At 53.7% G+C, this 22,258-nt stretch carries 16 protein-coding genes; 9 read left to right on the plus strand and 7 right to left on the minus strand.

Annotated elements, in window-relative coordinates; translation table 11 throughout:
• Positions 1 to 3,067: 3,067 nt before the first annotated feature.
• Entirely contained in the window at positions 3,068 to 3,328 is a 261-nt protein-coding gene (locus M8T91_RS15060) for a hypothetical protein (protein WP_301414986.1), read from the minus strand.
• 191 nt (positions 3,329 to 3,519) lie between these two features.
• On the opposite strand from M8T91_RS15060, the gene trhO reads away from it, so the two are divergent.
• Complete coding sequence (gene trhO, locus M8T91_RS15065; protein ID WP_301414987.1) at positions 3,520 to 4,533, plus strand: oxygen-dependent tRNA uridine(34) hydroxylase TrhO; 1,014 nt, start codon at positions 3,520 to 3,522, stop codon at positions 4,531 to 4,533.
• Here the strand turns inward: trhO and M8T91_RS15070 are convergent.
• Both M8T91_RS15070 and apbC read right to left on the minus strand, forming a co-directional pair.
• A complete protein-coding gene (locus M8T91_RS15070; protein WP_301414988.1) occupies positions 4,521 to 4,931 on the minus strand; it encodes a hypothetical protein in 411 nt (136 codons plus the stop codon). The genes trhO and M8T91_RS15070 overlap by 13 nt on opposite strands.
• Before the next feature lie 606 nt (positions 4,932 to 5,537).
• The gene (gene apbC, locus M8T91_RS15075; protein WP_301414989.1) at positions 5,538 to 6,689 is read right to left on the minus strand and encodes an iron-sulfur cluster carrier protein ApbC; all 1,152 of its coding nucleotides are present in this window, start codon (positions 6,687 to 6,689) and stop codon (positions 5,538 to 5,540) included.
• 210 nt (positions 6,690 to 6,899) lie between these two features.
• Here apbC and metG point away from each other — a divergent pair, with 210 nt between their 5' ends.
• Complete coding sequence (gene metG / locus M8T91_RS15080; protein ID WP_301414990.1) at positions 6,900 to 8,927, plus strand: methionine--tRNA ligase; 2,028 nt, start codon at positions 6,900 to 6,902, stop codon at positions 8,925 to 8,927.
• An 18-nt stretch (positions 8,928 to 8,945) separates the two neighbouring features.
• Here metG and M8T91_RS15085 read toward each other — a convergent pair whose 3' ends face one another.
• Entirely contained in the window at positions 8,946 to 9,848 is a 903-nt protein-coding gene (locus M8T91_RS15085) for an EamA family transporter (RefSeq protein WP_301414991.1), read from the minus strand.
• 152 nt (positions 9,849 to 10,000) lie between these two features.
• Between M8T91_RS15085 and M8T91_RS15090 the strand changes: the two genes are divergently transcribed.
• The 3 genes from M8T91_RS15090 to M8T91_RS15100 all read left to right on the plus strand — a co-directional run bounded on the left by M8T91_RS15090 (position 10,001) and on the right by M8T91_RS15100 (position 12,072).
• Positions 10,001 to 10,942 (plus strand): D-2-hydroxyacid dehydrogenase, encoded by a 942-nt coding sequence (locus M8T91_RS15090; RefSeq protein WP_301414992.1) that lies wholly within the window; start codon positions 10,001 to 10,003, stop codon positions 10,940 to 10,942.
• A 350-nt stretch (positions 10,943 to 11,292) separates the two neighbouring features.
• Entirely contained in the window at positions 11,293 to 11,544 is a 252-nt protein-coding gene (locus M8T91_RS15095) for a hypothetical protein (protein ID WP_301414993.1), read from the plus strand.
• Between the two features lie 39 nt (positions 11,545 to 11,583).
• Complete coding sequence (locus M8T91_RS15100; RefSeq protein WP_301414994.1) at positions 11,584 to 12,072, plus strand: hypothetical protein; 489 nt, start codon at positions 11,584 to 11,586, stop codon at positions 12,070 to 12,072.
• A 288-nt stretch (positions 12,073 to 12,360) separates the two neighbouring features.
• On the opposite strand, the gene yghU is transcribed toward M8T91_RS15100, so the two are convergent.
• The 3 genes from yghU to M8T91_RS15115 all read right to left on the minus strand — a co-directional run bounded on the left by yghU (position 12,361) and on the right by M8T91_RS15115 (position 15,858).
• Positions 12,361 to 13,236, minus strand: coding sequence for a glutathione-dependent disulfide-bond oxidoreductase (gene yghU, locus M8T91_RS15105; protein ID WP_301414995.1), 876 nt, complete (start codon positions 13,234 to 13,236; stop codon positions 12,361 to 12,363).
• Positions 13,237 to 13,808: 572 nt separating this feature from the next.
• Positions 13,809 to 14,405 (minus strand): Yip1 family protein, encoded by a 597-nt coding sequence (locus tag M8T91_RS15110; protein ID WP_301414996.1) that lies wholly within the window; start codon positions 14,403 to 14,405, stop codon positions 13,809 to 13,811.
• Between the two features lie 382 nt (positions 14,406 to 14,787).
• On the minus strand, positions 14,788 to 15,858 hold the full coding sequence (locus tag M8T91_RS15115) for a branched-chain amino acid aminotransferase (protein WP_301414997.1): 1,071 nt from the start codon (positions 15,856 to 15,858) through the stop codon (positions 14,788 to 14,790).
• A 605-nt stretch (positions 15,859 to 16,463) separates the two neighbouring features.
• Here M8T91_RS15115 and M8T91_RS15120 point away from each other — a divergent pair.
• The 4 genes from M8T91_RS15120 to M8T91_RS15135 all read left to right on the plus strand — a co-directional run bounded on the left by M8T91_RS15120 (position 16,464) and on the right by M8T91_RS15135 (position 22,079).
• Entirely contained in the window at positions 16,464 to 17,759 is a 1,296-nt protein-coding gene (locus tag M8T91_RS15120; RefSeq protein WP_301414998.1) for an energy transducer TonB, read from the plus strand.
• 170 nt (positions 17,760 to 17,929) lie between these two features.
• A complete protein-coding gene (locus M8T91_RS15125; RefSeq protein WP_301414999.1) occupies positions 17,930 to 19,063 on the plus strand; it encodes a hypothetical protein in 1,134 nt (377 codons plus the stop codon).
• Between the two features lie 17 nt (positions 19,064 to 19,080).
• Entirely contained in the window at positions 19,081 to 20,310 is a 1,230-nt protein-coding gene (locus tag M8T91_RS15130; RefSeq protein WP_301415000.1) for a hypothetical protein, read from the plus strand.
• Positions 20,311 to 20,525: 215 nt separating this feature from the next.
• Positions 20,526 to 22,079: a hypothetical protein gene (locus tag M8T91_RS15135; RefSeq protein WP_301415001.1), complete on the plus strand. Its 1,554-nt coding sequence runs from the start codon at positions 20,526 to 20,528 to the stop codon at positions 22,077 to 22,079.
• Positions 22,080 to 22,258 lie beyond the last annotated feature (179 nt).

A 22,258-nucleotide genomic window follows, 5' to 3' on the forward strand; every position in this document is an offset into this window, starting at 1 on the left:
TGTAACAAGAAAATATATTTTTTATCTTCGTTTTCCTGTAGAAGAAGCTGTTCATAACTCTACATTACAGCGCAGCTGTCAAACCTGAAGTTAAGTAAATTGCAACTAGTTGGCTGCAAATTTTTCTCAACTTACAACCCTATCGCAAAAAAGCGACAGCAGCCGTGAAAATCCAGAGCACTTTTCATAGTCAGACAGCATCCCTAAAAGCTTCTTGCTTTTAGTGACAGAAGTTAGCGCAAGTGGACTTACTGACTGGCTAAAATAGTTTTCATCATCAAAATAGGTTCTCTCCTGAGTTTAAGCTACACCCATCTCTTTAGAAACAATTGAGCAGCACATCCCTGCTGCTGCAGACGCCCATGTATGGCTTCAACACGCAAGGGGAGTTTGCCCTTGCAGCACCAAATCAGTTGACGATCAACGCAGCTTTCCCGTCACCATCGGCATAGACTACGATTAAGTGTTTCATAGTCTAGTGACAGATGCGATTTGTCCTATATTGTAGAATGCCGCGCCCACCTCATGCAATAAGTAAGTCGATTGAATTTTCTGTTGGACGCCTCTGATAATAAATTATTTTTGTAGAACACTATCACCCGAGCAAATCCAAGACCGTAATGTAACCCAATCCTTTTTTAGTTAGAGAACCATCACTATGTGCTGAATAAACCTGATCCTTTCGTCGAGCTGATCAGACTGATTATTTTAAGAGACCCTAGTACCACTTTGGACAAAGTTTCCACAAAGAAACATAAGAACAATACCGATAGACAGACAAGCGCTGTACCGATAGTATTTAAGTTCCCATTACTGCAAAGCCTGTAAAACTTGTCAGTTGGTACGCTGAAGCTTCAAATCCAAGATTTTTATAGCCTCTGCTGCCTCTTGAAATTAAAACGCAAGAATAAGGCAATCGATACAAAAGCCATTTGACCACTTGTGGTGCAACTGGCCACTGCAGGCTTGATGAAAACTATGTTTCGAGAATGTGACCTGTATTTGATGCTAGCTTTTTGAAGCTCAAAGACGGCGTGACACCCCTAAGGGACACAAGGAGATCGACAAAGGCGAAATCTGGCAGGGTCTTCAAGCCAATAAAACGCGCTGTGGCAATTAGGTTCCGGAACATCGCCAGAACAGGAAAAATAACGAAACACTCTAAGAAACTTTCTAAACTGCGCTCACGCAAACAATCAATATATGTTGCGCAGCTACCCAATGCGCTTCCCTGTAGTTCACGATTTCAACCTATTCCAAGTGCTGCTGGTTGAAGGCAGAAGCTGCCCACTACAACTAAAACAGAGAAACCACTTTAAGTTTCATAGTTTACGAGGCAATATTCACAGGAAAAGTTGTCGCCAGCAGTCACTGACTGAACAAGAGGGGCAAAAAAATCGACATCAGCCTGAAATCCGTATGCGTATTGGGCATGCCTTTGATTCTATGAGAAACATACAGGGCGGTGTGTTGTGAGAATCGTTGGATTTGCGGAGGCGACCTTCAAGGCTACGATGGACGTGAGATGCTATTTATATCGGTTGGTCAGCCTTCACAGGCAAACCGAGTCCACGTAGTGAGAAATCCAAGGAATTACATCTTTTGCGAACCAACTTATTTCTTTTTTCGGCAAAAATTTCAGTTGTGACTCTACAGGTAAAACAAGTCACCAATATATACAAATAATATTCTCAAAAATTTAGCGCAGAATCCTCGGTAACTTTTTGAAATTTATAGAGGTGCCCTATAGTACATCCTGAACAGAACACAGATACCACTTGTTAGCATTACTTCAGGCTTGCCTTTCAGAAGAATTTCCCGCCACTATCAAAAACTCGCTATCGAAAAAAAATTTTGAATTGGCGTGGAACAGGCTGGCGGTTTTCAGCATTCTGTGTCATATCTTTGCCAATAGCAAAAAAGGTATGTGCTATAACCAAACCTACTTTCTTTATGGATGCTACTGCATGGTATTGTGTGAGGGCAAAGACTGCAGTGGCAAAAGGAGCATATTGTTTCCTCTGATCAAATCACTCACTGAAACTGTCATAAAATCGCAGCTAGACTAGCACCTCGCTAGTGAGGACAACTTTAACTGCAACAATTGTACTACAATCAAAACCATGAAAAGTCCCGCAGGCAGCTTCGAGACACAGATTTGTCAAAAAGTACCAACCCAGCTTAGCCTAGCATGGCCTCCCTGGGACCATTCAGAGCTTCTATCCCAAAGTCGAGCTGTGGCTAAGTCACCCCTGGCAGTGGGCTGCCACTATGATGCCCTAGTGAATACCCACAGTTGACACAATCGCGGCCTTTGGTCAGCGCCGGTAGTTTTGGGGTCCGAGTGGGTTGCAGGTTCACGCTGTCTCCTTGAGTATTTCCGATCCAAACAGTGAAATCCACAGGCACAGCTTGTCTTCCAATACACCATCAGACATGGGTAGATACACTATCTTATCCAACCACCCGCCTTTATTAAGTCCAGATTGTGGGGCAGATCCTCGCCCGGTACGGGCTCGAGGTCATCCAGACGGCCCTTGTGCGAGCCTTTTACTTTACACCAACACCGGTAAATCCTTCCTCCAGTGCGATACTCAGCAGTTCCCAGGCGGACCGGACCCGAGGCACAGAGCCACCCACCGCCTGCCCGATGGTGTTTGGCATGGTAAAACCTTGACTCGCGCTATGTCCTGGCAGCGATCACCCGAGTCAATCGCCACCAGCTTGTTGAACCCTCCCTGGTTCAGATCGACAGACGCAAGGTGTCATTCGAGAAGGGATATTTCCCGCTACAACAACAAGACAAGCTCTATTCCGTGAAGTAGTTGTGGTTGGATATTGTGTCACCAGTTACGAAAAAGCCCGCAATGAGCGGGCTTGGGAGGATTCGAGGTGTAAAACTGCAAACCTCAAAGCTGCTGGAGCAAACTACCGGCCTGTTGGGCGGTATGGCGGTATATAGCCGCGTTAGATATAGAGACAAACCTGCAGGGAGCCACCTGTATTTCATCGGTTTGCACTAAATCAGTACCAGCAGGTCACTGCCATTAACAGCTTAATAGTTGACTCACCAGCTGCCGTTCATTTCCTGAACCGGCCCTACAAAGGAGGCGATGCCCTCCTCACGAAGGGAGTCGAGAGCCTCATCCAGGGCCTCCTTGTCTGTCTCGAACACATCTTCCCATACGGTGGAGTAGTTATTCTCGTCGACGACCTCGAGCAGCCAACCACCACCCTCACCTTCGTATATATCGATCCGGACAGACACGCCTCCCTCGCGATAGCTCTGGCTCAACTCAGACTCTCTCGGTGCATATTCTTCGTCCATGGAATTCGCCTCACTGTGGCCCTGAAATTTCAGCCAGAACTTTGACAAGTTGCGGCCTTCGGGTCAACCACCGGACAAATCCGGTGCAAACTGCCAGCCAAAGCTACGACAGGCTGTTTTTTTGCGATAAACTCCACGGTGATTTTTTCTGCTCCGGATTTACGCTCCGGCCCGCAAAATAAGGTAGTACCATGGATCAATTCGTTGTCTGCGCACTCTACAAGTTCGTCACCCTGGAGGATTTTGAGTCCCTACGCTCCCCCCTGCTGCATGTTATGCTGAAAAACCGTATACGCGGCACTCTGCTGCTCGCCCGCGAAGGGATCAATGGCACTGTTGCCGGTCCCCGCGGTGGCATAGACGCACTGCTGTCCTATTTGAAATCCGATCAGCGCCTGGCCGATCTGGACTACAAGGAGTCCTTCACCGGCGAGATGCCCTTCCTGCGCAGCAAGGTCAAGTTGAAAAGGGAAATCGTTACCATGGGCGTGGAGGGTATTGACCCCCTGCACGTGGTGGGCACCTACGTCGAACCCAAGGACTGGAATGCTCTGATCAGCGACCCGGAGGTCGTTTTGGTGGACACTCGCAACGACTATGAGTTCCAGGTGGGCACATTCAAGGATGCCATCAACCCGAGGACCGACACCTTCCGCGAGTTTCCCCAGTACGTGAAAGACAACCTGGACCCGGCCAGGCATCGGAAAGTCGCCATGTTCTGTACCGGCGGCATTCGCTGCGAAAAGTCCACAGCCTATATGAAAGAACAGGGCTTTGAGGAAGTCTACCACCTCCGCGGCGGTATCCTCAAATACCTCGAAGAGGTACCCAGGGAGGCCTCCCTGTGGGAGGGTGAGTGCTTCGTCTTTGATGAGCGGGTCACAGTCAACCACGAGTTGGAGCGCGGCCAATACGGCCAGTGCAACGCTTGCCGTATGCCAATCACCAAAGAAGACCAACATTCCCCACTATTCGAGCAGGGAGTCAGCTGTCCCCACTGCCACGACAAGGTGGAGGAAGCCGACCGCGCCCGTTTTCGCGAACGGGAAAAGCAGATCCAACTGGCAAAACAGCGTGGCGAACAGCATATGGGGCAGGATGTCCGCAATCTGATAGCCAACAAGCGCCAGCAAAAACGAGAAGAGCGTCGCCGCCAAGCACAAAGCCAACTGGTACAAATCCAGCAACGGGCTTATAGCGATTGAAGCACCACAGGCCTGGGGGCGCCCTTGATTCGGGAGAGCCAGGCCTCGGCTTCGGACTCGGCAACAAACTCCCTAGAACTGTGCCAAAATAAACAACTCCGCCTCGCCAGTGGCACGGTGCAGCGACTGCGCGGGTGCAACACGGCAATATAGGCACGCCGCAGCACGGGGTGTTCCGCAATATAACGGGTAAACTGCCGCTGTTCCTCCAAAGTGACTTTGGAATGTGCATAACGCAGATCGAGCAGCACGCGCAACCGCGCCCTGTGGCGGTATTTTTCTACCAAACGGGCCGTGGCCTCCATTTTCTCCGCGAATCCCACTGTCCCATAAAACAGCACCCGCACTACGCCACCCACCGGTCGATAACTGATATGAAAATTCATTAATTCCAGCATCCATGCTTTCGCCTGTATTTCATGAATTACCGCTTCAATAACGCCTGTTTCTTACCTCCGCACCATATTTTCCAACCAGGCTGGTCAAACGCTTTTCCGGTACACCCCTCACACTATCACTACAGATCATATAAGCCCTGGCCCGCCAGTATATTATCCACGATACACAGAAAACTGTGCGATGGGAGTTTACCAGCTTGTGTGTACCACCCAGGGCAGTAATTCCGGCTACCGCGAGGGATTAAATTCCCAGACATCCCTAACCGTCACGACAAGAATACAGTATCAATACTGGAATTTTCCGATAACGTCGGGGCAGCAGCAATTGCGGAGTATCAATCCAGGTTCACAAAGACCAAAAATGGTTGACCAATGAATAGCGCAAAACCAGCAGTGATTATTTTATCTTTTGTATTCTCTCCCAAATGCCGGCAGTTGAAAAACCGCGGCCGGACTCGTGACCCGGCCTCGGCTTGACAACCCTTGCACGCAACTGGGATTCCCGCTAGTGGCGCACCGGGAGCGTCAATATAGGGACAATTCGTTGCGCGAAAAACCCCCCAAAAAAAAGAAATTACTTCTTTGTGACCGGCATCGCGATTGCGCTCAACTAATTTCGATTTCCGGCAGTGCCTCATCGCCGCTACTGTTTAGCCAGATACCCGCTGCCATTCTGCGGGCTATTTGCCGATAAAAAGCGGCGATCTCCCCCTCGGGATCCGCAATAACACTGGGACACCCACTGTCTGCATCCTCACGGATTTTCTGTGCCAGCGGAAGTGCTCCAAGCAGATGCGTGCTGTACTGCTCTGCAATGCGCGCACCACCGCCAGTGCCAAAAACAGGTTCGCTGTGGCCGCACTTGGAGCAGGTATGCAGTGCCATATTCTCCACGATACCGAGCACCGGCACCGACACCTTGCGAAACATCTCCACACCTTTTATGGCATCTTTCAGCGCAAGGTCCTGAGGAGTGGTTACAATGACAGCACCGGCCATAGTAGTTTTTTGTGCCAGTGTCAGTTGGATATCCCCAGTGCCGGGGGGCATGTCAACAATCAGGTAATCCAACTCACTTTTGGCATTACACCAAAGGGTTTGAGTCAGAATCTGGTTGAGCGCACCACTGGCCATAGGGCCGCGCCAGACTGCGGGGGTGTCCTCTGTCATCAGGTAGCCCAGGGACATGGTCTCAATGCCATGAACCGTTACCGGTACAAAACATTTTTGTTCCTTAACCTGCGGGCGCACCCCCTCGGTACCGAGCATAGTAGGCAGGCTCGGTCCGTAAATATCCGCATCCAAGAGCCCCACACGGGCACCTTCTGTCATCAGGGCCAGAGCCAGGTTTACCGCAGTGGTAGATTTTCCCACACCACCCTTGCCAGAGGCCACCGCAACAATATTTTTTACACCACGCAAGGATTCAGGCGCATTTGCAACGGAATTAGCCGGAATATCGCTGAACAGTTCAAACTGCACGCCACTGCCGGCCAAAGGCCCCCCTTTCAACAGGGGTTCGCACGCTGTCAACACCCGCTCGCGCCAGCCTGCCTCTTCGCCCGCGCAAGGGTACCCGAGGGTAATACCGGCAAAGACCCCGCCCGCTTCAAAACCCACTTCTATTTTCGCATCCAGCTTGTCCAACGCTAAACCGCTGACCGGGTCGTGTAATTGACCAAGGCATTCAGCCAGGCGCTCCAGGTCTGCCTGAACTTCCTGTGATAGCTCTTCATGGTCGTGATAATGATCGCTCACGGTGTTCCCCTCTCGGTGCTTCTTGTCAGACTCGCATTGTCTCGAATGAACCACACCAAAGCCAGTGAGCGAATCAATCCGGCCATGCCTTGGACATGCACTCCCATCTCCACGGCATTGTCCAAATCTGCTATATTCCGCGGTCTTTTGACAAGCTCCGTCCCCTCCAGCGGAGCCTCTGGTTTAAACCCCTCAGCGATGGAAAAACCGATGTCCGATACGCGCAAGATCCTAGTCACCAGCGCACTCCCCTACGCCAATGGCTCCCTGCACTTGGGCCACGTACTCGAATATATTCAAACTGATATCTGGGCGCGTTTCCAGCGCGCCCGCGGCAACGATTGTCTGTACCTCTGCGCCGATGATGCACACGGCACTGCGATCATGCTCAAGGCGGAACAACTGGGCCTTACCCCGGAGCAGCATATCGCCCATATGCAGGCAGAACACGAGCGGGATTTCGCCGACTTCCTGATCGCGGTGGACAACTACCACTCCACCCACTCCGAGGAGAACCGCGCGTTGTCCTCAATGATCTACCGGCGCCTCAGTGACAACGGTCATATCGCCTCGCGCACCATCACCCAGGCCTTTGATCCGGAAAAACAGCTGTTCCTGGCGGACCGCTATATCAAAGGCACCTGCCCACACTGCGGCACCCCCGACCAATACGGCGATAACTGTGAGGTCTGCGGCGCCACATACAGCCCTACGGAACTGATCGATCCGGTCTCCGCAATCTCCGGCAGCACTCCGGTAGAAAAAGAGTCCGAGCATTTTTTCTTCACTCTGCCTGTCTTTACCGAATTCCTACGCAACTGGACCCGTTGCGACACCCTGCAAGAGGAAGTGGCCAACAAGCTGGCCGAGTGGCTCGAAGAGGGCCTCCAGGAGTGGGATATTTCCCGGGACGCCCCTTATTTCGGCTTTGAAATCCCGGATGCTCCGGGTAAGTACTTCTATGTCTGGCTGGATGCCCCCATTGGCTACCTGGCCAGCCTGAAAAACTACTGCGACCGCAATGGCAGGGACTGGCTGGAATATTGGAGGAGAGACAGCACAGCCGAGGTCTACCACTTCATCGGCAAGGATATCGTTAACTTCCACGCACTCTTTTGGCCGGCAATGCTCAACTCCGCGGAGTTGCGCACCCCCAGCAAAGTGTGCGTGCATGGCTTCCTTACCGTCAATGGCAAGAAGATGTCCAAGTCTCGTGGCACGTTTATCAACGCTCGTAACTACCTGGATCATCTCAACCCGGAGTACCTGCGCTACTATTTCGCCGCCAAGTTGACCGCGGGCGTGGACGACCTGGACCTGAACCTGGACGACTTTATCGCCAAGGTAAACTCGGACCTGGTAGGGAAGGTCGTCAATATCGCCTCTCGCACTGCCAAGTTTGTAAGCAAGTCCGGCGGCAAGCTGGCGGATGCACTGGCCGATGCACAACTCTGGAACCAGTTTGTGGAAGCGGCGCCGCATATTGCCGACGCCTACGAGCAGCGAGAATACGCCCGCGCCATGCGCAACATCATGGCCCTGGCCGACACCGCCAACGCCTGGCTTGCCGACAAGGCGCCCTGGTCTCTGGCCAAGGCGGACAACAGTCAGGCGCAGGTACTGGCCATCTGCTCCCAGGGCATGAACATGTTCCGCGCTCTGATTACCTGGCTGGCGCCGGTACTGCCTGTCACCGCACAAAAAGCGGCGGAGTTTCTCAACAACGAACTGGATTGGAACGGTGCCACAACCCCGCTGACAGGCCACCAGATCAAGCCGTTCAAACCGCTGCTGCAGCGTGTGGATAAAACCCAGGTGGACGCGGTGATGGATGCCGCCAAAGAGTCCCTGGCACAACTGCAGGCCGAGGCTAAAACAGCCACAGGCCCACTGGCCGAAAACCCCATTGCTGAGCAGATCCCGTTTGACGATTTCGCCAAAGTGGACCTGCGCATCGCCCTGATTACCAAAGCCGAGTACGTGGAGGGTGCCGGCAAACTGCTGCGGCTTACCCTGGACCTTGGCGGCGAAACTCGCCAGGTGTTTGCCGGTATCAAAAGCGCCTACACACCGGAGCAGTTAGAGGGCAAGCACACGGTAATGGTCGCCAATCTGGCACCGCGTAAAATGCGCTTTGGCATTAGTGAAGGCATGGTGCTGGCCGCGGGCCCCGGTGGCAAGGATCTGTGGATTCTCGAACCCCATGCGGGCGCCAAACCGGGCATGCGCGTGATGTAACGACACGGGCTGTCTCCTCTAGCGCAGAGACACTGCAATCAAACCGGCACACACCAACCCCACGCCCAGCAGCTGGGGCCTGTGCGCCGGTTCCTTCAACAACCAGATCCCCATCCCAACCCCCAGTGGAATACTGAGTTGGCGCAAGGCCACCACGTAGCTCACATTTTCAGTCATGGTCATTGCCAGCAGTACCAGGCCGTAGGTCACCCCCATCATCAGGCCGGTCAGGGCCCCTAGCTTCAAATCCCCCAGACCCAGTGCCAACTGGGCGCGCCCACGTTTGCCCAGACAGCCCAAAAGCAACCATATGCCACAGGCAAAAAACTGCATGCCCAGGTAACTGTAAGCCATTGCCAAAGGCGTCACGGCACCTTCGAGTGCCACCTCCAGATACATCAGTGCCCCTTTATCTGCAAGGGAATAGCCAACCGTACCCAGCGCCGACACCAGTGCCCAGGCACAATCCGCACGCCAGTAAGCCCGCCAGTGCCATTGGCGGAAATACACCAGGGGAACCAGCAGACAGCCGACAGTAACCAGCAGCATCCCCACCCAGGCCAACCCCGGCAGCCGCTGCCCCAGCAGCACTGTGGCCACCGCGACCAATAGCACCGGCAGCGCCCGTGCTATGGGGTACACAAGTCCCATGTTGGCGCGCTGGTAGGCCAGCGCCAGGCTGCCCATATACACCATTTGGAAGAAACCACTGCCCACCAGCAACAACCAGAAGGCGCTGGGCAGTGCTTTTGCCTGCAACAGTACCCAAATATTCAGAGGCAGCAGTGACAGGCCCACACTGAGCGTGGCGATACAGAAAAATGCCGGGGAAGGAGTGCGGGACTTTCCTAGTAGATTCCAACCCGCGTGTAGAAATGCCGATACCAGAACCAGAGCTGCAGCGGTTATCGATATTCCCATAAAAGCCCTTTTCAATCCCAACAGAAGGGCTCACGAACGCACCGTAGTCATGCACACCGGACTCAGCGCGCCATACTCGGGAGTCGCCATTGCATTCAGCGCCCACTGCCATAGCATATCTGTACCTTATGTACAGATACCAAGGAGACCCCATGCGCGGCGTATTTCTGGACGCGTTGACGATGAAGCTCGAGGAACTGGACACATCGGCCCTGCAGAACAGTCTAGACCACTGGGATTTCTACGATACCACTTCCGCCATGGAAACCGCCGGGCGCATCGCCGGTGCCCAAGTAGTGATCACTAACAAGGTGATCCTGGATCGCCCGCTTTTGACACAGGCATCCCAGCTCAAACTGATCTGTGTCTGTGCCACTGGCACCAACAATATCGACCTGGAGGCGGCACGGGATCTCGGCATTGTTGTGCGCAATGTCAAAGGCTATGCCGGCGCCTCAGTGCCACAGCACACCCTGGCACTGATCCTGGCCCTCGCCTCCCGCTGGTACCGCTACCACCGGGACGTGATGGCCGGGCGATGGAGCCGGTCTGAGATTTTCTGCCTGCTGGATTACCCGGTGATAGAGCTGGCCGGCAAGACTCTCGGGATTATCGGCTACGGCGCACTGGGACAGAGCGTTGCCAGACTTGGACAGGCTCTGGGGATGCGGGTGCTGATCGCCGAGTCTCTCCGTGGAAAACCCCATAATAACCGGGTGTGCCTGGCACAATTGCAGGCGGAATCGGATGTGATCAGCTTGCACTGTCCCCTCACCGCGGAGACAGAAAATTTGATCGATCACCCCTTCATCGCAGCCATGAAACCCGGCGCTCTACTGGTGAATACTGCCCGCGGCGGCCTGGTCGACGAGGAGGCCCTGGCCGGTGCGCTGCGCAGTGGGCACCTGGGGGGGGCCGCACTGGATGTACTCAGTGAAGAGCCACCGCCAGCGAACCACCCCCTACTGGACTCCAGTATCCCCAACCTGATCATCACGCCTCACACCGCCTGGATCAGCCGCGAGAGTCGCCAGCGGCTACTCGATGGCGTGGTAGACCATATAAAAACCTGGAAACGGGATGCAACCCGTTAAACTACACACAAGTTCACACGGTTGCGCCCGAAGATCTGGGGCAGATACCCCATTGCTGATGAAAACCCCATTCGATTGCCGAACCAATCCCTGTGAGGCCAGAGGGGGGTTATCCATTCTGGGTTGATTTACCCCCTGAGCTGTGCACCCAATCAGAAACCTGTCCTCGGGATAACCGCACTTCAACAAGGATACCGCAGCGGTCCAGCGAAGTCCTGATATAACTTTTCTTGAAAACATCGACAGTGATTATTTTCTATTGTCCTATAAAAACTATTTATCCGAGTGGGAATTCGCCGACGGGACTATACAATGCCTCGGCAATTAACCCCTGAAAAGGAGAAACCCCAATGGCAACCGCAAGAGCTCCACATACCAATTCCAGTAGGAAAAAGCTGCAACAGGCCTATAATCTCGCAGGGGAAGCAGCCTCAGAGGCCGCCGAGAGCCTAAAACAGAGAGCCCGGTCTTCTGTTGAAATCCAGAAACAACGCGCTACCGATATGATGCAAAAGGCGGAATCCTCGGTCAGGGCGCGCCCGATTCTGGCAGTAAGCTGTGCTTTTGTGGTCGGCTGGGCCATTGCCAAGCTTCTTAAATAATCCTTTTACTTTTTTCCAACAAGGAAGAACATCCGCAACATGGGAACTGAAAAAAAATCCCAGGCATCTGGTACGCATCCCGATCCGGCAGCGCAGGCGCATACTCGGAATCAATCTGCCGGTCAGGATGGCCACGGTGAGGGGGCTGACAAGCGCCTGGAAATGACTTTGGCCCGTGCCGAAGCCATGTTGGCCCTATTGACTGCCTGGCTGGCCAATATCCAGAAGCTGTTCCAGTTGGAGCTGGATAGAACCTTAACTGCCGGTAAACGCCTTGTCCTTCTTCAGCTGATGTTGGTGCCTCTGGGCACAGCACTACTCGTAAGCCTTTGCGGGGGCATGGGTTTAGTTGCCTATTACTTCTCCCAATCGGTGTATTTCGGGTTCCTGGTTTTCCTGTTACTACAGGTGGTTATCTTTATCGGGGCCGTGATCTACCAGAAAAAACTGCGCCCACTGCTTGGCTTCGCAGAAACCAAACGTCAGATCAAAGAGGCTTTGAACGATGTCGCTGAGACAATTAAATAAGCAGATCCAGCAGTGCAGCCACGAGGCTGAGAAACAGCGACAAAGGCTGCGGCGCATAGTTAATCGGCAGCGGCAGCAAGTCTACCGGCGCCTACGGGCAACCCCTCTACCCGTTCTGTTGGGTCTGGCGTGCCTTGCCGGTTTTGCCACCGAAAAGCTGTGGCGATTCCCGGGAACCGCGCAGATGGTACGACTGATGCTCTCTCTGCGCGCTTTTTAGTTCTGCCCGGCAGCGCTACCCGATACCACAAGTGACGCAATGCGTGTTGCAGACCGAGCGACAGATCGCTAACGACCCTCCTGGGGCATCTTGTCCTGAGTTTTTGTCACAAAATCACTGGCATCATGGCGTTCATGCAACTGTTCACTGGGTTCGCCCCAGGTGCGGTTGACCATACACCCCCGCATCACCGCCGGCCGCGCAGCAATCTCCACAACCCACCGGTTCAGATGCTGATAGCTCTTGCTATCGAGAAACTCGGCGGCATCATAGGCCTCATTGCGCACCAGTGCGCCGTACCAAGGCCAGATGGCCATATCCGCAATGGTATATTCCCGCCCGGCAATAAAGGGGTGTTTTGCCAGCTGTCGATCCAGTACATCCATCTGCCGCTTTACTTCCATCGCAAAGCGGTTAATGGGGTATTCGTATTTTTCCGGTGCATAGGCGTAGAAATGCCCAAATCCACCCCCTAGGTAGGGGCCCGCGCCCACTTGCCAAAACAGCCAGTTAAGGGCTTCAGTGCGCTGTTCCGGGGTGTGCGGCAGGAAAGCGCCAAACTTTTCAGACAGATAGAGTAGAATAGAACCACTCTCAAACACACGAATCGGCGGTGTGGTGCTCTGATCCACCAGAGCGGGGATTTTTGAATTGGGATTGATTTCCACGAAACCACTGCCAAACTGGTCGCCTTCGGTGATGCGAATCAAGTGAGCATCGTACTCCGCACCTTCAAAACCGAGTGCCAGCAATTCCTCCAGCATAATCGTGACTTTAACCCCATTAGGGGTCGCGAGCGAGTACAACTGTATGGGATGCCTGCCACGCGGTAACTTTTTTTCATGGGTAGCGCCCGCCACTGGGCGGTTGATGTTGGCAAACTGCCCCCCGCTTTCCGTATCCCATTTCCAGACTCTTGGCGGAGTATAGGGTTGATCCGACATTGCACGACTCCAACTGGGGTTACACGACAATCCAACAATAGTTATGGATCGACCAATTTACCCTAAACCGTGATCCTCGCGCTTATCGATAAAGCACAACCAGATTCACACTTGCTTACGGCATTCTGTCGATATTGGCGTCGCTGTGCAAGCGGTTGACAGAGTGGAGTGAAAGTCTACAAACTTTGTAGCGCTTTTCTCGACAAGCATCCCAATGATGCCTGGATGAAATTTATACATGCCAGCCACGAGAACAGCAGGAAACGAAAGATTGTGCCTTATGCAAGTCAAACTCAGTACCTAAAACAGATTATCAACAACCCTTTTTTATAGTGATCACTGCCCCTGCAAAGTAGAAAAACCTCAACTCCCTCAGATTCTGAAACCTCAAGCCTTGTGTTATGTCAGGGTGCCGGCTCGCCCTGCTAATCGAAATGCATAGCCAGCGCTTCATTTTGTATTGTCATTACGGTCGCACCATAGGTAACCTTCATGAACCGGGCCCTATAGAGAAACATAATGTCATGTTCAGATGCCGGGGGCAGCCTGCGCGAACCACTCCCGGTGCAGGATTAATAAAAGACCGGTGCAGAGACATAGCTCCAAAACAGCACGGTACCCACCATGATCAGCACGGCAACCACCAAAGAAACCGTGACTATGGCACTGGCAAAGAGAAAACCCCGCTCCTCGGAAACACCCATCACTATCGGGATACCGAGATACAGCAGATAAACCGCGTAGGCTACGGCCACTGTGGCCAAGAGAATATCCAGCCACAGTAGTGGATAGACACCGGCAATACCGGCAAGGAAGATCGGCGTCGCGGTAAATCCGGCAACAACCACGCCTTTCATTGGGTGGGTTTCTGCTCCGTAGGTCTTGGCCATCCAGTGGATAAAGTAGCCAATTGCGACAACCGCCAGCACCATGGTGCAGTAGAAAACCGCGACCAGCTCAAGGGCGCTCTGACCAGTAATCTTTACCGGGTCACCACCACCGATGCTCCAGCCAATTTTGGTTGTGCCAAAATACCAAGCCACCGCTGGCAACAGGGCCAGCAGAATCACGTAGGGTATTTGCCGACGTAAATTTTTCTCGGATAAATTGCCAATCAGTTGCCACTGCCTGCGCGGCTGCATCATAAGGCCGAACATATGGATCAACATCCCGTCTTCCTCACGCTCTGTAAGGAACCCTGAGTGCGACCTAGCTGCTCAAATTGATCTTGGAACCACTGGTCAAAATGAGAGATACCACTAAAAGGTCATCCTCCAAGTTCCAGCTCGTTTCTTCTAGTACCAGGCTAGTTGTAGAATCCTTAGTCGTTGAAGTCAACAGCAAGAAGGGGATTGGCGGGAATGCCCATAATGACGTTTCCCCTCGAAACAATAGGTGACATTCAAGTGCTACGAATTAACCCGGTACGATAGTGACAAAACCGGGTAAGCCACTGAAACCACATTCCTGGAAGATTGTCACAGGGCTTTTGCGCGAGTCCTCTGTTCCCAAAACCCCTGGCTGCTTACCCGGGGTAGGGTGTAGCCAGATTCAGATATTTGTGATGGCCCCCAGCAGCTGCATCCAGCCATAGCGATCCTCAGCCCGCCCCTCCTGGATATCCAACAGCGCCTGGCGCAAACTCTGGGCGACAGGTCCTGGCGCCTTTGATAAGCGGTAACTGCCACCTGCATCTCCTATCACACTGATGGAGCTGACGATCGCAGCGGTACCACAGGCAAATGCCTCTGAGCAGACACCGGAAGCCACCTGTTTCAGTAGCTCATTGATATGGATCTCTCCCTCTACCACCTGATAGCCGCGGTCTCTGGCCAGTTCGATCAGGGATGCCCGCGTCACTCCCTCCAAAATGGAGCCGTTGAGTGCCGGGGTATAAAGTACCTCTCCCATTACAGCAAAGAAGTTCATGCCGGAGAGTTCATCCACGCTGCTGCGGTTGGCAGGGTTGAGCCACAGGGATTGATCGTAGCCGCGTTCCCGGAGGCGCCCAGTACTCAGCAGGGAAGCCGCATAGTTGCCGCCGACTTTTGCGTCTCCAGTACCGCCCACCGCAGCCCTGGTGTCATCGCGTTCCACCCAAAGGCGCATATTACCAGCGTGGTAGGCCTCCGATGGACTGGCGATCACGTAGAACATATAAGAGGCACTGGCCGACACCGTCAGGTCGGCCTGTGTGCCCATCAGGAAAGGGCGCAGATAGAGGGACTCACCACTGTTGGCAGGCACAAGATTTGCGCAATACAAAGCGACTGTGCGCACCCCATCGAGAAACAGGGATTCAGGCACGGGGGACATGCACAGGCGCTTGGCGGAGTATGCCATGCGGGCAGCGTTTTTTTCCGGGCGAAACAGAGCGACTTCGTCATCCGGGGTACGGTACGCCTTCAATCCCTCGAAGCACGATTGACCATAGTGCAGCACTTTAGCCGCGGGATCCAAAGATAGCGCAGTATAGGGAACCAGTTCGCCTCTGCTCCAGCAGCCATCCTGGCAGACAGCACGAAACATCACAGGCGCTATAACGCGCCCAAAACCCAGTTTTCCGGGCATTTCGTACTGGCGCAGACGCGATACGGCATCAGGATCAATATAAATGCTCACCAAAATCCTCCTCTTACTCCAATTGGCGGATTATGGTACCTGAGGTGCTGTAATCCAAATGCAGTTTTCAATAGTCCCCAAATCACCGCCATTCTCTCACTATCAGCCAGACTAAACGCCCTTTTTCCTCCCGCTGCGCCTCATATCACGATCGATCCCGCAACCGGAAGCAAGCGCCATCTGCGCGTGCAGAAGAAAATTTGAATCCTTCTGCGCAAACTTTTGGCATCTGCTTGCTGAACCCCGGAACTCCTTGCCCCTCCAAACTGCTAAACCAAAAGGGTGACCCAAAGCATATTGGTATTGCGACGGTTGGTTGAAGTCTCCGTCACGGTATCTCTGATGACAGTTTATGCTGGCTATACTGTTTAATACTCGGCCAGAAAAGCGTATATCAGCGTCAGGGAGCGTTTTAACTGAAGGCCTTTCAGAGCGAGCAATCGCCGGCACTCAGGATTGGATGGAACCATATTTCAGGAGAGAGCTTCCGCCATATTGATGCCGGTCAGGCCGGCAGGCGGAAACGAGGACACATACCCGCGCAATAGCACAGGTGCAATTCGCAGGTGTGGGTAAAGCAAATATGGAACGGAAGTGGTTCAATTGTGACACAGACAGATACCGGCAACTCCCTCGCTATCGGCTTGATGTTTACAGCCACAGCATTGCTGAGTAGCAGTGCTCTCGCGACAAGTGGCACCCCTGTGAACCCGGATACCGCCCCTCCCCAGGCGTTTATCGAAGCTGCCTCCAAGCCTCTAAAGAAAAAACAGCGACAGCTGCGGCCCTCTGAAGCCGTGCAGAATTATCGCGAACGCATCGAGGAGCTGGAGGCTCAGCACGGCGCCTATGGCGCTGGCATTGACGAACAACTGCTGGGGCTGGCCACAGCTTTGCAAAAGGCCGGAGCACACCGCGAGGCTGCCGGGGAATTCCGGCGGGCAATGTTGGTCAACCGGGTCAATGAAGGGCTTTTCTCACTCAACCAGATTCCAATGATTGAACGCTTGATCGAAAGCCAGATCGCAATGAATCAGTGGGATGAGGCCAATGACAACCAGCAATACCTCTACTGGTTGTACGAGAAGAATTACGGCGAAAAAGACCCGCGCATGTTACCGGCAATTGACAACTTGAGCCGTTGGCACCTGCAGGCCTTTAAGGAGGAAAAAGGCGATACAGTGGTTGAGCACCTGATCAGCGCCACCAAACTGTATACCCTGGCAGTGGATATCATCAGCAAAAACTTTGGCTCTGCGGACCTTCGCCTGGTGGATGCGCTTCGCGGACTGACAGCCACGAACTATTACCTGGCCACCTACAAAGGCGAACCACAAGCGCCCGTGATTATCAACACCAGTTTCAGGCATATCGGCCCCGGCGTGCACCAGAATACCAAACTGGATCAGTACCGGGCGAAAGGATTTAATACCGGCAAAAAAGCCATTACCCGAATTGTCGATGTCTACCAAAAAAATCCGCAGTCCCCGCCGGCAGCCTCGGCGAAAGCCAAAGTGGAACTGGGTGACTGGTATATGATGTTCAACAAATGGCACTCGGCGCGCAAAACTTATGGCGAAGCCTACCAGGCCCTGTGGGACAACGGCGCCTCCAATGATGAGATCAGGGCTATTTTTGGCCGCCCGGTCGCTCTACCGGCACTGCCGATATTGGACTCGGAAAGCAAAGCGCTGGCCAATGCCCATATTACGGTTACCTATGACGTTACCGCCTTTGGCAAAGCGCGCAATATCAAAATTCTGAGAGCCTACCCGCCGGGCAAACTGCACACCGGTTCCAAGGTTCGCAACATTTTAAAACGCGCCAAGTTCCGCCCTCGCTTTGAAGATGGCGAAGCGGTGGAAACTCGCGGCATAGTACAGCGCTTTGTCTTCGACTGAAGATTTTGCTTTACAGCACTCCGATATTTGTGTGGAAATCGTATTTACCATGCAATAAGGGCTATTTTTAAGATTCCACACTGAGGCATGTCGGGTTGGCACTACTGATCAGTTTTCACCGCCAACCCCTTTGCCCCGGTACATCACCGGGCAATCTAAGGAGAGTAGAGATGACATCTCGGGAAGCGGTCAGCAAAAGCCACCGCCGGGTCACAGGCTGGCACACCCTGTGCTCTGCCGTTCTAATGGCCTCAGCGATTGCCGGGTGCAAAAGCCAGCAGACACAATCCCAGCCTCCGGCAGTGCCGTCGATGCCCTCGGCCAGTTCCCCCGCTCAGCCACAATCCCAGAGCAGCCCGCCATCTACTAGCCGCTCACAAAGTCCCAGCCAACCCCAAACAGCAGGCAGCGGCCAATCGCGCAGCAGTTCTTCCAGCCAGCCAGGCGCCAGGCCACCAGCAGCGCAGAAAAGATCCCGTCGCGATCCGCAAACAGCCGCCAATAGCGACGAACAGTCATCACAGGCGCGCCCGCCGGAGGACAATTTACCCACATCAGATTCACGCAGTCGCTCCCGCTCTTCACCGGTGTACAGCGATTTCGACCAGACGCCAAAAGATCGCACAATGCCGCCGGATCCCTCCTCAGGTGAACAGGGTCCCCCGCCTGAAGACATTGATTTTTCCGAAGAGGAGCAATCAGCCGCCTCCGCCAACACCGCATCCAGCAGTTCTGCCAGCACCTCCGCTTCCAGTAGCAGTGCCACATCGGGGCAGCCACCGGCGGGCGCTGCCCGCCCGGACAGTGCCCCCAACGAGATACCCACCTCGGCTGCAGATCGGGTTGCAGAACTGGAGGGACGTTTCGAGTCCACGATGGTGAGCTACGACGGCATGATCCTGCGCGAGCGGGACTATGTCCGTAACAAGCCTGGTTCCACCTCCGCCGAGGCTGGTGAAGAAACGATGGATGAGCCCCCCGCGGGCGAATCCCTGGAAGATCTTATAGAGTCCGCCGAAGCCGAAATTCCCGCACCTCCAGGTGGCAGCAACTCTGCGGACGGCGGGCCGCAGCAGAATAACTCCAGTGGTCAGATTACCGGGCCCGGCCTGCCGACCTCTGGCCGTCAGGGGGATTACAATCACAGCAACACACAGGCGGTGATACCCGCCGACATCCCCAGTGGTACCGATGACGATGTGGTAGCGCGCCAGATTCGCGAGGCCGCCACGCGCGAAACCGATCCCGAGTTGCGGGAAAAACTCTGGGAGGAGTATCGGAAATACAAAAGTGCTACGAAATAGCACTTGAGGAAAACGGAATGTTATTTTCTAAGAGAATCGGCCTCAGTGGCCAGCTGCATTCGAAGTGCTTCGATACCTGGCTGGTTGTTTTTCTGGTTTTCTCTGTGCTCTCAGGTTGCACCACTACCGAAGTGCGAACCACCGCGTTTACCCCTCTGACCATTGAAGATGAAAACATCGCCGAAGAGCGCCTACTGGATGTAGGGGTTATCCAATTTAATCCCGGCCTCGACAGTGCCGAAGCCGGGGAGGATACGCTTGTTTTTCCCGAATTGCGTCAGGCTGAATCCCGATATATGGCGGTAACCCTGGCAGATTCACTCCAGTCCAGTTTGGGCTGGGGGGCTGTGCGGGTTATTCCCTCCGCCCGCACCAATATTGACGTCACTGTCTCAGGGCGTATTTTGCAGTCCGATGGAGAAACACTGTCTGTGGAGATCACGGTGACCGACTCCCGCGGCCAGCGCTGGTTCACCAAGGCCTACTCCGAAGCCGCCTCTCACTACGCTTATGACCGCAAGCACCCCACCGAAGGCGACGCCTTCCAGGGCATCTATAATCGTATCGCCAATGACATGCTCGCTTACCGGCAAAAACTGTCAAACCGGCAGATCGCCGAACTTCGCACAATTTCAGAGATGCGTTTCGCCCGCAGCTTTTCTCCAGAGGCTTTCAACCGCTATTTACGCCAAAGGCAGGATGGTATCTACTACCTGAGCGCCCTGCCCGCGGAAAATGATCCAATGCTCGAACGTGTGCGTAAAATCAGGAAGCGGGATCATCTGTTTGTAGATACCCTTCAAGAATATTACGGAACTTTTGCAAAAACCATGGAGGCCCCCTATCAGGAATGGCGCGCTAGAAGTTATGAGGAGGTGCGGGAAATGCGCGAATTAAAGCGCAAGGCCCGCAACCACACGCTTATTGGCGCTGCCGCTATTATCGGCGGCATTGCCGCGGCCGGCTCAGGAGCCGGTAGTGCCCGGGCCGCGGGCCAGGTTGGGCTAGGTGCGGGAGGCTACCTGATCAAAAGTGCATTCGACCGCCGCGCGGATGCCAAAATGCACTTGGAGGCCCTACAGGAACTGGGGGATTCCATGGAGGCCGAGGTAGAGCCACAAATCGTTGAACTCGAGGATCGCACAGTAACCCTCACCGGTTCCGTAGAGAACCAATACAGACAGTGGCGAGAAATTTTGAAGGAAATCTACAACGCGGAAACCGGCTCATCGACTTCCAGTATCTAGAGACAAATAGGATATCTTTACAAATCAGATCTCAACAAAGCCGGCAAGCGGGTAGACCGACTGCCAACTACGCCACTGCCTGCCCTGAGAAACAGGCGCTGCAGTGTGGAGCCGCTTGTCTTGCTGAGGTGCAACACGCCACCACACTAGCCCGGCCACCTTTTCAAAGCACCCGAAATTTTCACTGGAGACATCAATAACACGGCGGAACCACTATGCAGCCCCGCAACAACTCCAAGGAAGATTCAGCCCCCATTGAACCCGCCGAATTCACCTTTGGCGGTGAGAGAGCGCACAGGCCCGAAAACCCAATCGAAAGCGTTGACAATAACCAGCGGAGGCGAACTCACTGGCCAACAGCCATCGGCGTTGTATTGCTTTGTGCCCTGGTTGGTGTCTTTTGGGGATTGCCCAGAGTGGTAGACAAGCCGCAATTACGCCTGGGGGGTACAGACAAGATTTCTGTAAAGGCCGGCGGACCCACCAAATCCAATCAGGCTTCCCCATACAGCGATGCGGAGATTATGCAGCAGCGCCGAAGCGTACAGGAGACGCTACAGGATATTCTCGCCCTCAAGGAAGAATTGCTGGAGCGGCGGGTGGAAGTATGGGCTCTGGAGGAATTCACCGCGGCTGAGGGTCTGGCGCTAGAGGCAGACGGAATTTACCGCAACCGGCAATTCCTGCAAGCGCTGGAAAAATACAGGGAAGCCCTGCAGGCTCTGCAATCACTGCGTGAGAGTATCCCCGATCGCCTGGAAAAACATATCACTGAAGGAAACCAGGCTCTGGAAAAGGGCAATCGGGCGGCCGCAGTCGCCGCATTTCAACTGGTGCTGACTATTTCTGAGCACCACCCCAGAGGGTTAAAGGGGCTTGAGCGTGCAGATCGATTACCTCTGGCTTGGTGGAACTTTATTCATGGCAAAGCGGCTTATCTGGAAGGAAATCTGGATCTGGCAAAAAATACCTTGCAAAAAGCGCTCTCCGTCGACACCGAAACGGCGCCGGCAAAAGTGTTGCTGAAAAAAGTTCTAGAGGAAATTACTGAGCGGAATTATCAGGATGCCATGTCGGCAGGGTACGCCGCGATCGCGGGCAAGCGTTATGCCTCTGCAAAAAAATACTTTACGCAGGCACAGAAACTGAAACCGGATGCCAAAGCACCGGGCATCGGCCTGACCCAGGCCCACAATGGTGCCGAGAGAGACGAAATTGATCGGTTATTTCACCAGGCCCGTAAACAGGAGAACAGAGAAGCTTGGCATGCGGCTTTACTCAGTTATACCACTCTTGTTAAAAAAGATGCCAGCCTGGTCGCTGCAATCACCGGAAAGGCCCGCGCTACTGCCAGAGCCCAACTCGATGACAAACTGCAGGATCTTCTCAAGGATCCCCTGACTCTGGGTGAACAAAAGCGCAATTCCCTGGCCCGACAGGTACTTGCAGATGCACGCACACTCAACGCACAGACACCGCGCTTACAACAGCAAATCAAGGATCTTGAGCATGCGCTCACACAGGCAATGATTCCATTACCCGTACGCTTTAAGTCCGATAGCAGTACTCACGTCACTATTTATCATGTAGGCAGACTGGGCATCTTTGATAGGCGCGAAATTGCACTCAAACCCGGCCGCTATACGGCTGTAGGGACCCGTGAAGGCTATAGGGATGTGCGGCGCGAATTTATTGTTGTACCTGGTAAACCCGTCACAGAAATTGTCATCCAGTGTGCGGATAAAATAAACGGCGTCAATAACAGCTAGAAACAAGAACCCCACCCATGGCTATCGTTCTAAAAAATGGCGATATTGTTGGGTAGTGGCACCGGAATGGAAATGGTTGCCCGTTGCCGCGAAATGAAGGATTTTGTGACAAACAACCTGTCAGGTCCACTATCTGCAGTGCCTGCGAGCTAAGCTTTGTTGCACACCGCAAGGCATCC

Origin of the sequence: Microbulbifer sp. MI-G, assembly GCF_030440425.1 — a bacterium.
Classification (GTDB): Bacteria; Pseudomonadota; Gammaproteobacteria; order Pseudomonadales; family Cellvibrionaceae; genus Microbulbifer; species Microbulbifer spongiae.